This is a genomic window from Neobacillus sp. GCM10023253 (assembly GCF_042653105.1).
Taxonomy (GTDB): domain Bacteria; phylum Bacillota; class Bacilli; order Bacillales; family Cytobacillaceae; genus Neobacillus; species Neobacillus citreus.
The window spans coordinates 74,980-87,405 of the sequence record NZ_JBHSHV010000026.1; the positions used below are offsets into that span (position 1 = coordinate 74,980).

At 46.1% G+C, this 12,426-nt stretch carries 11 protein-coding genes; all 11 read right to left on the reverse strand.

What is annotated here, in order from left to right; all coding sequences use genetic code 11:
* Positions 1-48 precede the first annotated feature (48 nt).
* Positions 49-825 carry a 2-dehydro-3-deoxy-D-gluconate 5-dehydrogenase KduD gene (kduD, locus tag ACFPA1_RS23040; protein WP_378586027.1) on the reverse strand — a complete coding sequence of 259 codons (777 nt, stop codon included), beginning with the start codon at positions 823-825 and terminating at the stop codon, positions 49-51.
* 100 nt (positions 826-925) lie between these two features.
* Positions 926-1,756 (reverse strand): 5-dehydro-4-deoxy-D-glucuronate isomerase, encoded by an 831-nt coding sequence (kduI, locus tag ACFPA1_RS23045; protein WP_378586029.1) that lies wholly within the window; start codon positions 1,754-1,756, stop codon positions 926-928.
* Positions 1,757-1,931: 175 nt separating this feature from the next.
* Positions 1,932-2,945, reverse strand: coding sequence for a PfkB family carbohydrate kinase (locus tag ACFPA1_RS23050; protein ID WP_378586032.1), 1,014 nt, complete (start codon positions 2,943-2,945; stop codon positions 1,932-1,934).
* The gene (locus tag ACFPA1_RS23055) at positions 2,942-3,595 is read right to left on the reverse strand and encodes a bifunctional 4-hydroxy-2-oxoglutarate aldolase/2-dehydro-3-deoxy-phosphogluconate aldolase (RefSeq protein ID WP_378586034.1); all 654 of its coding nucleotides are present in this window, start codon (positions 3,593-3,595) and stop codon (positions 2,942-2,944) included. Before ACFPA1_RS23055 ends, ACFPA1_RS23050 begins: the two co-directional genes overlap by 4 nt.
* Before the next feature lie 12 nt (positions 3,596-3,607).
* Positions 3,608-3,799 carry a hypothetical protein gene (locus ACFPA1_RS23060; RefSeq protein WP_378586037.1) on the reverse strand — a complete coding sequence of 64 codons (192 nt, stop codon included), beginning with the start codon at positions 3,797-3,799 and terminating at the stop codon, positions 3,608-3,610.
* A gap of 33 nt (positions 3,800-3,832) precedes the next feature.
* Positions 3,833-4,444, reverse strand: a complete 612-nt coding sequence (locus ACFPA1_RS23065; protein ID WP_378586040.1) for a YesL family protein — start codon at positions 4,442-4,444, stop codon at positions 3,833-3,835.
* A gap of 32 nt (positions 4,445-4,476) precedes the next feature.
* Positions 4,477-5,676, reverse strand: a complete 1,200-nt coding sequence (locus ACFPA1_RS23070; protein WP_378586042.1) for a glycoside hydrolase family 88 protein — start codon at positions 5,674-5,676, stop codon at positions 4,477-4,479.
* Entirely contained in the window at positions 5,673-7,106 is a 1,434-nt protein-coding gene (locus ACFPA1_RS23075; protein ID WP_378586045.1) for a sulfatase, read from the reverse strand. The genes ACFPA1_RS23070 and ACFPA1_RS23075 overlap by 4 nt, the downstream gene beginning before the upstream one ends.
* Positions 7,107-7,132: 26 nt before the next feature.
* A complete protein-coding gene (locus ACFPA1_RS23080; protein WP_378586047.1) occupies positions 7,133-10,546 on the reverse strand; it encodes a polysaccharide lyase family 8 super-sandwich domain-containing protein in 3,414 nt (1,137 codons plus the stop codon).
* A gap of 12 nt (positions 10,547-10,558) precedes the next feature.
* Positions 10,559-11,431 (reverse strand): carbohydrate ABC transporter permease, encoded by an 873-nt coding sequence (locus tag ACFPA1_RS23085; RefSeq protein WP_213117518.1) that lies wholly within the window; start codon positions 11,429-11,431, stop codon positions 10,559-10,561.
* 38 nt (positions 11,432-11,469) lie between these two features.
* Positions 11,470-12,369: a carbohydrate ABC transporter permease gene (locus ACFPA1_RS23090; RefSeq protein ID WP_378586051.1), complete on the reverse strand. Its 900-nt coding sequence runs from the start codon at positions 12,367-12,369 to the stop codon at positions 11,470-11,472.
* Positions 12,370-12,426: the final 57 nt, after the last annotated feature.

Below are 12,426 nucleotides of genomic sequence, written 5' to 3' on the forward strand. Positions count from 1 at the left end.
AAATTTTTTGAGACACAGATCTTATAACCCAAGTGGACAGATAGAGTTTTACCTCGCCAGCCAGCCGCCGTCGACTGCCAGAACATGCCCATTCATATAATCGGAGGCCTTGCTCGCTAAAAAAACAACGGTGCCCATCAGGTCAGACGGGTCTGCCCATCGTGCTGCCGGAATACGCGACAGGATTTCAACGTTTCGCTTTTCATCGGCTCGAATTGGGGCCGTATTGTCTGTCGCAATATAGCCCGGTGCAATCGCATTGATTTGAATATTATGTTCAGCCAATTCATTGGCAAAGGCCTTTGTCAGTCCCGCAACGGCATGTTTGCTGGCTGTATACGGAGGGACAAACTTGCCGCCCTGGAACGAAAGCATCGAGGCGATATTGATGATTTTTCCGCTCTTTTGCTCCACCATCACTTTCGCTGCCTCCTGGCTTAACAGGTACAACGAATTCAAATTGACCTCCATGACGGTATCCCAATCTTCCTCCTTGTACTCGACTAACGGTGAACGAAGGATGGTGCCGGCATTGTTGACCAAAATATCCACTTTCCCATATACCTTTAAACACTCGGGAACAACTTGCTTGACCGCAGCCCGGTCACTTAAATCTGCTTGAAAAAATTCGGCTCTGCTGCCCGTTTCTTCAATTAAGGCCCGAGTTTCTTCACAATCTCCGCTTCTCGCGACAACAAAAAGATCGGCACCGGCCTTGGCAAGCGCCACAGCATATGCCTGCCCCAACCCTTTATTGGCCCCTGTAACAATCGCTACTTTCCCAGCAAGACTAAAGTAATCCAGTGAAAATGATGTAAGAGTCATTCTATTTACCTCCAAAATGATATTTTTCTAGAATTTAACGTCTAAGCCCCGCAAAGCTAGCGCGCTTGTCGGGGCTCATGATGCATCTTCTGTGTTTTAATTAGCGCAAATCTTCCATTTTTACATGGTCCATGTCGCTATACGTAATGTTTTCGCCGCACATGCCCCAGATAAAGGTATAATTGCTTGTTGCGGTACCTGTATGGATGGACCAGCTTGGTGAAATCGTTGCCTGTTCGTTTTTCATGACTATATGTCTTGTTTCATCCGGTTTCCCCATGAAATGGAAAACGCGAGTTTCCGGTTCCATATCAAAGTATAAATACACTTCCATCCGGCGCTCATGGGTATGGCATGGCATCGTGTTCCACACGCTTCCCGGTGCAAGCATCGTCAAGCCCATTTGCAGCTGACAGCTCTGACAAACGTTAGGATGTACATATTGATAGATTTTTCGCTCGTTCAATGTTTCCGGAGCTCCCATCTGCAGCGGATCGATTTTGTTAATATCGATTTTAACGGTTGGGTACGTATGGTGAGCCGGTGCAGAGTTGATATAAAACTTCGCCGGATTGGCCGCATCCTTGGAACGGAATAACACTTCCTTAGTACCTTTGCCGACATAAAGACCGTCACGCTGTTGCATTTCATATTCCGTACCGTCAAGGACAACGGAGCCTTCACCGCCAATATTGATAATTCCGAGTTCGCGGCGTTCTAAGAAATACTCGACTCCCAATTCTTTGTCGAGCTTAATTGTTAATTCCTGATCCGCAGGCGTTACCCCGCCAAAAATCATCCGGTCCACATGCGTATAGGTTAAATGGACCTGACCTGGTTCAAATAATGTTTCGACAAGGAATTCTCTTCTTAACTCCTCGGTTGTGTATTTTTTCATATCCTCTGGATGGTGAGCATAACGTGTTTCCATAATTCATATCTCCTTTTTTTGTAATTTTTTTAGATGATTACCGCGAATCGCCGATAGAACCTTGATATTCGCTGATAGAATGCAAAAATTCGCCGATAGAACGTCGAAATTCGCCGGTAGGACCTCAAAATTCGCCGATAGAGTGTAAAATTACAACCCCAAAAGCCAAAGAATCTTACCGCTTAATTGCTCCCGATTCCGTAGCAGCAAACTGAAGAACTTCTTCCCAAGTAAACGGATTACAGTCCCCCTGAACGGTGTGCTTTAATGCAGAGGCAGCTGTTCCGAAAGAAATGATCTGCTGTGCAGGCAGTCCTTCCAAAATGCCCGCCAAAATTCCTGCTGCAAACGAATCACCCCCTCCAACGCGGTCAACAATCGGCTCAATCCGATGCACTTTCGATTGAAACAGCTCCCCATTAACAAAGAGGTTTCCTTGCAATCGATTGCTCGATGCCGAAAGCACTGTGCGGGATGTAGAACTCAAATATTCAAGATTCGGATAAAGTTCTTTTATCCTCTGATAATAGATTTTTAGCCGTTCCTCCGGAGGTACTTCCGTATTAACTTGGGGAAGCCCAAGCAAATGCACAGCGTCCAATTCGCCACAGAAACAAATGTCGATATACGGCATCAGCTGTTGAAACGCTTCGGCTGCCTCCTGCTGCGACCATAGCTTGGAACGATAGTTAAAATCAAAACTGACTTTTATCTCCATATCCTTTGCTTTTTGAAAAATCTTCAAGACAAGCTCGCGTAAAGAGGCAGACAGGGCCAGGGTGATTCCCGTAATATGGATTAAAGAAGCTCCAGCCAAGATCCTCTCAATCTCTACCTCTTCGGCTTCAAGCCTAGAAAAACTCGAGTACTTTCGGTCATAGGTCACCTGTGCACTTCGCTCGCCTACCCCGGTTTCGATATAGTAGGCTCCCAGCCGTTCTCCGCCTTTGATGAGGTAATCGGTTTGGACTCCATGGGATTTCAGATGCCGTTCGACCGCCATGCCTAGCGGGTTGGAAGGAATCTTGCTTACAAAATAGGCCTGATAACCAAAATTGGCTAAAGAAACAGCAACATTTGCCTCGGCTCCCCCATAATTCACGCTCAGTTGATCTGCCTGTTTTAGAAGAACTCCCTCCCGTGTCGATAAACGCAGCATGATTTCTCCCAGTGTGACAACCTTTTTCATCCTAATCCCCCGCGTGCCCGATGAACTCTCTCTACATATTGCCGCGCAATTTCAGTAATTTTCTCGTAATCTCCTGTTTTCGCCGGTGCTACCAGATTGCCTCCGACACCAACAGCGGCACAGCCATTTTGAATCCATTGTTCTACATTATCGAGATTGACTCCGCCGGTCGGCATGATATTCACCTGTGGCAGCGGAGCCTTGACTGCTTTCACAAAGCCCGGTCCCAACGTATCACCTGGGAATAATTTAATCAGGTCCACTCCATGTTCCAGCGCATTCTTGATTTCTGTAATCGTCATGCAGCCCGGCATATAGGGAATTTGATATAAGTGGCAAAGCTTGGCTGTCGGTTCATCAAAGCAAGGGCTGACAACAAATTGAGCACCCGCCATAATCGCGATTCTCGCGGTAACCTCATCCAATACCGTCCCTGCCCCGATGATAACCTCCGGGCGCTCCGAAAAATAAGAAGCCAATTCCTTAATGACCACCTCGGCATCCTGGATAGTAAATGTAATTTCGATGGCGTTTATTCCGCCTGCCACACAAGCCTCAGAAATAGCAATCGCCTCTTCTTTGCTATCTGCTCTAACAACCGCGACAACACCAGACTCAATCACGCCGCTTAAAACTTTATACTTTTTCATGGCCGCCCCTCCTTAAAAAAACGTCACTTTCTTGCCATTATGTAAAACAGTCAGTTTATGATAAAGGTGCACTTCTTTTGCGTGAGTCATCCCTTCAGGAAGCTCTAAGATGGATAGATTCGGATTGTCCCCCATTAAATAGAAGAGAGCAGATTGGACACTGGACGGGAATCCTCCATGTCCCGTCACTAAAATCTGATACATGATTGCCCCTTCTTTCATGATGAAATTGAAATGTTAAAAAGCAGCTGTCTGGCCATTAGTTTGAACTTTTCTCTCCGTATGAAACCCCTTTGATACCAAGGCATAAATTAGGTAGGCAGCAACGCTAAAGACCAACATTGAAGCTGCTGGGAAGTAAAAAACAATCCCCACTGCCCCGGCGATAATCACAAGGGAAAGCAGCGTGAAATGAAGCTTGCCAAGCGAAAGCAGCATGGCATTCTTAATCGCGCCTTTCCAAGATACCCGGTAATGAACGATGACAGGAAAAATCGTAATCGACGCAAACAGGTATACGATGGTTAATAGGAAGAAAAACGCAAATAGTGCGTATTTTAGGCCCGAATTCAGTTGGTTCGTGATGATAAAATCGCCGATTAGCGCACAGGTAAAGACGATCCATAAAATGCCAAGAACAAAGCTTTGCTTAAAGTTTCCTTTAAAGTGACGGAAATAAGCGGAAATGACGCGAATATCTTTTTGCTTTTGCCATTCCCGGACCACCCCAAACATGGCTGTAGTGGCAGGGAAAATGGTCAGGATGGGCAGGCACATCACCAGCCAAAGTGCATTCAACAAAAACGCGTTCATGATAAACTCCATTGTTTTATAAAGCTTGCCATCCATCCTAACATTTCCCCTTTCAAATCATTAAAGATTTACCAGTACATCTTCCAATCCTTCACAAGTCTGATTAACGCTTCGAAATAGTAATAGTCGCCCCAGATGCAGCTTTCGTCCACGCCGCGGCCGCCGGCTTTGTAGTAGACCGCATGCTTGAGGATTCCATTTGCTTCACTGTCGATCTCGGTCCGATAGTTTTCATATAGTGACTGCACCATTTTTAAGGCAGCATTTTCATAGATTTGTTTTTCCGGGTCGGTTAACGGCATGTGCTTTGCCATCTCGAGCAGGCCGCAGATTGTAATCGCTGCCGCTGAGCTGTCCCGCTCCTCGTCACCCTCTGTAAAAATTAAATCCCAGTAGCAAATCTCATCTTCCGGCAAACGGTTTAAATAATAGTTTGTTAGTTTCTTCGCTACCTCAACTAAACTCCAATCACTTGTATAGTGGTAGCTGAGCGGAAACCCATAGATACCCCAAGCTTGCCCGCGCGCCCAGCACGAGTCATCAGCAAAGCCTTGGTGAGTATTGCCGTACAATGGGTCGCCTGTTTCCGGATCCATGTAATACGTATGGAAAGTGGAGGCGTCTTCACGGACAATATATTTGGCTGCCTGCTTGACATGCGACTGGGCCATTTCCCGATAATGTGGCTTTCCAGTTACCTCCGATGCCCAATAAAGCAACGGCAGGTTCAGGTTGCAGTCAATGATCATCCGGCCGCGCTGCTTCGGATCGTTAAGGTCGCCCCAGGCCTGGATAATACCGGCTTTATCGTAATAGCGGGTAATGAGCAAATCTGCTGCTTTTAAGGCGATTTCCTTTGCTTCTTCATTGCCAGTCAATTTATAGGCACTAACACAGCTTAATGTGTAGAGGAAGCCCAGGTCATGATGGTCAACTTCAATTTGTTTTTCGATCCGTTCTTTAAAACTCTGAATCTGCTTCTCTGCTACTTTCCGGTATTTTTCTTCCCCGGTGTACTCATAAGCAAGCCACAGCATCCCGGTCCAGAAGCTCGTTGTCCATTCCACGTTTTCAATCGGTTTGTAGACAAGATTCTCACTGTTGGAATCAGGAAACTTGTCTGTAAATACATCTAGACTCTGGTCAATTTTGGCCAACACATGCTGAATGGCTTTTTCCACAAAAGCGTGGTCAACTGCCGGATCTTTTGTAAAACGTTCAATGTTTTTAATGTCTTCCTTGCGTACTTCGGCTGCATATACGGTCATTTCATAACACCTCTAAGTTTGTTGTAAAAAGGATCATTTAAGTCGTTCAGCCAGCGGCACAGCTTTCCTTCAAGCACCACTGCGACCGGATGGCCGGATGGATTTTCAATCTGTTCCGGGTGAAGCTGGTATTGATCATTTTTCAAATCATATAGCAAACGGACCAATCCATCACCAGGGGCATAGCCATGGTGAATCACATAGGTAAAGTCATGGGTTCGAACGGCTCTCCAGCCAAATTCCCGATTATCCAGTCCCGCTTCACGAAACGCTTCAATCGCTTCCTTTCGGCCCGGATAGGCGCTGATATACGCCTCCCCCGGTCCTCCGCTCTGGCGGTTCAGGATATACCCGGATAAATCCGTCCCCTCTACCGAACTAGGAATCTCTAAATCCAGCAGCCTCAACAGGGTCGGCATAATATCGACGGTGTTCAGCAGAAGATCCGTTCTTGTTTGCGGTATCACCCCTGGCCAGCGAACACAAAAAGGAATGCCGATTGATTCCTCATACCACACATGCTTCGCCATCAAGCCATGGGACCCCATCATTTCACCATGGTCCGAGGTCAACACAACAATCGTGTTTTCTTCCAAATTTTCTCCCTTTAAAAATTGCAAAATTCTTCCGAACTGGTCATCGATTCCTGAGATGGCAGCAAAATAGTTTAATTGTTTGTCCTTTAATTCCTCGATACCGCCGTCCACTGGTTCCCCGGTATGCACCAAAAAGGTGGACTGGTTCACGTTTTCCCTTAAGGTAATTTGCTCCCTGTCGTACAGCTTCCGGTATTTTTCCGGCACCTGATCAAACGGGCTGTGCGGCGGATTCCACGATAAGAATAAGGCAAACGGCTGCTCTTTATCCCGGTGTTGAAGATACTTAAGGGTCTGGTCCGTTTCATGCTCAACCGACCATTGGTTGACTTTGATTTTTTCCGGACTGTCCTGCCAGTAATGCGGAGCGAGATGCTCATCCCATGCCCCGTAGGAATACCAGTATTGGAAGCCGTGCCGTTTCGGTCCAGGCGGAGTATAGGCATCCCAGCCGGAGGCCCCGGATTCCGGCTTGTCGGTCACGTTTAATTCCGGCAAATCAAGATGCCACTTGCCAATATAGGCCGTCTGGTAGCCGTTCTCCAAGAGCACATCACTGATACAAGTTTCATCAGGATTCAACATAACATCCGCCCCGACCTTGCAATTGGTATAGACTCCCGTGCTGTTTGGGTACCTTCCCGTCAGCAAAGAGGCCCGATGAGGAGAGCACAATGGAGAGCAGGTGACAGCATGGGAAAAAATCGTCCCCTCCTGCGCAAAAGCATCGATATTTGGCGTAATCACCTGGTCCTCCTCTTCATAGCCGACAGCCTGACGGCGCCATTGATCGGCAAAAATATAGATGAGATTCGGTCTTTGTTGACTCTCCATTTGTCTCGCTCCTTTTTTTCTTACGTTTATCTAATCGAATGTGGACTGTTTCCTTTTACACTTGGAATCATTTTTAATTTGACAGTGAAGGACTTTCCATGTGCTTGGTTGACGTTCACTTTCAATTTAATGGAAGGCTTCGTTTCCACAACCTGCACCTGTTCATCGGCTTCGAGTACCTCGAAGGCTTTTCCGTCAAAATCAATGTCAATCATGCCGGTATTTTGCATCGTTGGGTCGGAAACAGCCAGTGTCAGCACGCCATCCTTCTCCTGCATCGTTACCGACGCCTTTTGATAAACGGTTAACGGCCCAACTGTTTGTTTTTCATCCAGCCAGAAGTTTGCCCCGATGATATTTTCCTTCAGTTCCTGCACTGCTTGAACGGCCGTGTCATTTCGTAAAATTGAAATCTCCGGCTGGGCGGCATATTGGCTTGTTTGTTCCGTTGTTAAGCCCGGCAGCAGCACGTAGGAATACGTGTCATTTGCCGGATTCACGCCGTGGTCAAACCACATCGTGGCGTAGGAACGCGTAATAGATTTCGCTGGTTCGGTATAATTGATATCCTTCCAGGCGCCAGTCCGTTGTTCTTTTTTCACGGTAAGGGTTTTTCCTTCAGGGAAATAGTAGCCGATATCAGACCCCGGCACATTTCCTTCCAGGAACGCCCACTTGGCTTCAGCGGTATGGTTTTGCCCATTGGTTAAGTCTGGTTTTTCCCCATTGATGATCAGTTCGTTTGAGCCGTTGTCACGGATTTTTCGATTCTCTACAATCGTTTCAATTGTTCTGTTGTCCCCGCTTGTGATTCCTGCGCCAAGCGCGACAATTTCGTTATTGAACATAAACCATGATTTTTTCGCTGTTAAAGAACTATTCCAAGCTTTGTAAGACATGCCTGCTGTACCAAATCGGTCAAGCGTAGATCCTCCAACCCAAGACTCTGGTGAATTATGTTCCCCGCTGCCGTCTGCCCTCCTCATCGTATCAACCGTCGTTCCAGGCATCCGATAAGGGTCAACAGTAGGCCAGAAATCATCGCTGTATTGGGCGAGATCGGCATTGTACAGATAGGTCATCCCTTCGCCTGTGTACCATCCTTTGCGGTTTTCATCATTCATATCTTCATAGTTTTGGATCCGGTTGGAATACATGCTGATGCCAAAAGCATAGCCTTGTTTCTTGTTCACCACACGGTCCATCGATGCGAAGATCTTATGGTAATCAAGCTCGCCCCGTGGCTTAATGTCTTGATTGTCCAACAGCTGTTTAGCCAGGACCATGTCCTTGAAATTGCTGGAACTTGATAAATAATCCAAGTACGTATCTTCCTGAAGCCATGATTTGGCCATGCTCTTATATTTCGCTGCATACGGCTCCGGTGCAAATTGCGCCAGCCTAATCACTACTTTGGTAATCGTTTGCCCGGCCTGATGGTCCTGAAGGAAACTGCGGGAAATCGCTCTTCCTCTGACCATATCCATCAATGCGCCTTTATACATGAATGGTTCAAAGGCGTTTTCAATCCAGTCATAGACATTGGACACCTTAGGGTCCGTTACAGCCCAGGTCGAACCGCTTAATAAATCAAGCATATCGGTCAACCCTTCGATTAATACATTTCCATAAGAACCGGTGTAGGCAACGTCCTCATGCTGAACAAACGAACCATCTTCATAAAAACCATCGCCTGACGTCACGTTTTCAAAGGTTTGGCTCAGTGCATCGCGAGCTGCTGTGATTTTCGCACCATCCTTCACAAGAACGCCGCGTACGCCGACTACCTTACTGACATCTATACGGTTGGCGCCGACTGCTTCACGGTAATTACTAGGAGTCGTCGCACCTGATTTAGTCGGATCCGGTTGAAAATGATCAATCACATTCAGATAGCGGTGAATCGTTTCCTGATCCAAATAATCATATAAAAGCACCATGATACTGTTTAGTTCATTCGGCACGCCGATTTCCCAGTGCCACCAGTTGCTGTACTGCTGAATATTCTCGTTATAGCGGTTTTGATAAAGCCACTCTAAGGCATCCTCAATATCCTTTAACAATTGCGGGTTGCGATAAAGGGCCGAATTTTCATTGGCAAATGCCTTAGCCATAGTCGTCAGATTCCGGTAGCTGTCACGAATATCGGCGGAATTATCAGTGCTTCTGTACTCATACCAAAGGAAGGAACGGTCTTTGTTCTTAACCATTGTCCTCCATAAGGACTGCGCCGATTTCGTTTGGCTTGATACCATTTGCTTCATTCGTTCATTCGAAGCATCGTAGTAGTCGAGACTGGTCATTTGGTTTTCCCACTTATGACGAAGCTTGTCGTATTCATCCACGACAGCTGCTGTAACAGTGACCTGACTTTCACTTTTAATCTCCCCATCAGCTGTCGCGACAGAAATGACCGCTGTTCCCGGAGCTTTCGCTTCCACAAGACCGTTATTTACTGAAGCGACCTCTTCATTGGAAGACGTCCAGACAAGCTGCCCGGTGTCTGCATTTTCCGGAGTAACCTGCGTTTGTAGCAGGCGGAGCTGCCCTGCCGTTAATGATAGTTTTTTTGGTGACAATTCCAATTGTTCAATCGCTGGCCGTTCAAGGGCGTCATTTCTTAAAACCTTGACCGTACTAGTGGCAGTCAGGCCATTATCCGTTACTGCCATAATCACGGCATCACCGGCTTTTACTCCTGTTACCGTGCCGTTGTTATCCACTGTGGCAACAGAATTGTCGCTTGAGAACCAGGAAATTTTCGAGCTGGCATCAGCTGGTTCCATTTTGGTATTCAAAACCGCTGTCTCCTGCTCTTTAATCGTCACTTCCTTATTTTCAATCGCAATCGATGTAGCCGGGTCAATCAACTGTAAGGAAACGTCATCAAACATGACGGTTCCTGTTCCTGTTTCAAAGAAAAGCTGGACTCGGATGCTATCGCAATTTTGCGGAGGCTTTACCTCCATTTTGATTTGTGACCAATCATGAGTCCCGGTTAGCCGAGTTGAGTAAAGCAGGTCGAGCTGCTGCCCTTTCTCAAAGGTGGTCACTCTGATCCGTGCCCCCTGGCCGCTGACGATATTATCCGTCTTCAGCCACGTGCTTAATAAATAGGTTTTGCCGCCTTTTACAAGGACATCCTGATTTACAGATTCTCGTGCGGTTTCGGCGGCGGTAATTTTCAGCCCATATTTTCCAGTGTGGCTTGCATCCTCGGAAATCGACACAATTGGTTTTCCTGTAGGCTTCCACACGCTCCAGTTGGCTGCACCTAATTGGTCCCAGCCAGACGCAGCCTTCTGGGTTTCTTCAAATCCTGTGTTTACTAAACGATTAGCGGTATCATCAGCAAAAATCAATGGTACATTGACGGACATGGTAATGAGTAAAGACAGTATGATCAGAACAGATAATCCTTTTGCAGGCTTTTTGTTCATCAGTTCGCTCCTTTATCCTTTGATTCCCGTGTTGGCAACTCCCTTGATGAAATGGTCCTGTGCTAAGAAATAAACAATGATGGTTGGCACAACAGCCGATACCGCTGCCGCCATTAGCAGGGAATACTCGGTGTTATACTCAGTGATAAAATGCTGGATGCCCAGCTGCAATGTGTATAAATGATCCGATGTCAGATAGATTAACGGTCCCAAGAAATCATTCCAGGAATGCATGAATGAGAAAATGACGAGTGTCGCGATGGCTGGTTTGGATAATGGCAGGATAATCCGCCAGTAGATGCCAAACTCACTCAAGCCGTCGATTCTTGCTGCTTCCAGCAATTCATCCGGGATCGATAGGAAGAACTGGCGGAACAGGAACACGCCAAATGGATTAAAGGCGCCAAGAATAATCAGTGCCCAGTGAGAATTCACAAGTCCAAGCTGTTTCATCAGCATAAATTGCGGAATCATCATGACCTGATAAGGAATCATCATTGTGGCTACATAGATAAAAAATAACCGGTTGCTTTCCGGAAATTTAATTTTGGCAAACGCATAGCCTGCAAGGGAACTGTTGATAATCACCAAAATCGTCGTGATGACGGCAATTTTCAACGTATTCAAGTAATAAATATGGAAGGGAACAGCTGTCCAAACTTCCTTGTAATTTTCCCAACGGAAGGTTTCCGGGATCCACTTGATGGGAAATCCAAAAATCTCCGTTTCCAGTTTCAAAGAAGCAGACAGCATCCAAACAAACGGAAGGACCATCGTCAAGGAAACTAAAATAACCACAATGTACTTGATGGCTTGGCCAACCGCGAACTTTTTCTTCTTTTTTACTTCTGGTGTATAGACTTGAGCTTCAGTGGCAATATTCATACAATACTTCCGCTCCTTTCTGTCGGTTTAGTCATAGGTTAATAGTTCACCCATTTTTTCTGCCCACTAAATTGGATGATGGAGATGATTAGAATCACCAAGAACAATACATAAGCCATCGCTGAGGCGTACCCGTACTCAAATTGTTTAAAGGCTGTATTGTAGATGTCGTAGACGAGCACATGGGTCGACCGGCCTGGTCCTCCCCCTGTCAGCACATAGATTAAATCAAATACTTTAAATGAGTTAATCACACCAATAATGGTCGTAAAGAACAATACAGGAGATAACGATGGCAGCGTGATATGGAAAAACTTCGTAATCGGTCCCGCGCCGTCCAATTCGGCTGCTTCATAAAGATAATCTGGGATGTTTTGCAGCCCCGCTAAAAATAGAATCATATAATAGCCGACTGAATGCCAAATATAGACGATCGATACGGAGATTAGTGCCCAGGTTGGCGATGAAAGCCAGCCGGGAGGAGAATCAATCCCCAGCTTCATCAATGTTCCATTAATAGGACCCATTGAAGGATTAAAAATGAGCTGCCAGACAGCCGCAACCGCAATTGTCGCCGTTACATATGGCAGGAAAACGGCCGTCCGGAATACTTTGACAAAGCGGATACCCCGGTTTAGGGCGATGGCGATCAACACCGAAATAAATAACGTAATCGGGACAGAGATTAACATGAACAGGATGCTATTAATAAATGAAATTTTGAAATTAGCATCCTTCAACAGCTGTTTATAGTTATCTAGTCCAATAAATTCGATATTCCCAAAGCCATTCCAAGAGGTGAAACTCATAAAGAATGAGGCAATCACGGGAACGAAGATAAATACAAGGAAGCCAATAATATTTGGCAGAAGAAAGGTATAAGCGGTGATTCGATTTCGCCGAATCGCTTTCGATTTTACAGCTTTACCAGGCTTCATACTGTTTCATCCTTTCTTTTAAAAAAATTGGCACTGCTGTATGAAGACCTTAGAGCA

Bases quoted from the DNA above. Each gene is read 5' to 3' on its own strand.
- ACFPA1_RS23055 (WP_378586034.1), bottom strand. From the start codon at position 3,595: ATGAAAAAGTATAAAGTTTTAAGCGGCGTGATTGAGTCTGGTGTTGTC.
- ACFPA1_RS23075 (WP_378586045.1), bottom strand. From the start codon at position 7,106: ATGGAGAGTCAACAAAGACCGAATCTCATCTATATTTTTGCCGATCAA.
- ACFPA1_RS23090 (WP_378586051.1), bottom strand. From the start codon at position 12,369: ATGAAGCCTGGTAAAGCTGTAAAATCGAAAGCGATTCGGCGAAATCGA.
- kduD (WP_378586027.1), bottom strand. From the start codon at position 825: ATGACTCTTACATCATTTTCACTGGATTACTTTAGTCTTGCTGGGAAA.
- ACFPA1_RS23080 (WP_378586047.1), bottom strand. From the start codon at position 10,546: ATGAACAAAAAGCCTGCAAAAGGATTATCTGTTCTGATCATACTGTCT.
- ACFPA1_RS23060 (WP_378586037.1), bottom strand. From the start codon at position 3,799: ATGTATCAGATTTTAGTGACGGGACATGGAGGATTCCCGTCCAGTGTC.
- kduI (WP_378586029.1), bottom strand. From the start codon at position 1,756: ATGGAAACACGTTATGCTCACCATCCAGAGGATATGAAAAAATACACA.
- ACFPA1_RS23050 (WP_378586032.1), bottom strand. From the start codon at position 2,945: ATGAAAAAGGTTGTCACACTGGGAGAAATCATGCTGCGTTTATCGACA.
- ACFPA1_RS23085 (WP_213117518.1), bottom strand. From the start codon at position 11,431: ATGAATATTGCCACTGAAGCTCAAGTCTATACACCAGAAGTAAAAAAG.
- ACFPA1_RS23070 (WP_378586042.1), bottom strand. From the start codon at position 5,676: ATGACCGTATATGCAGCCGAAGTACGCAAGGAAGACATTAAAAACATT.
- ACFPA1_RS23065 (WP_378586040.1), bottom strand. From the start codon at position 4,444: ATGGATGGCAAGCTTTATAAAACAATGGAGTTTATCATGAACGCGTTT.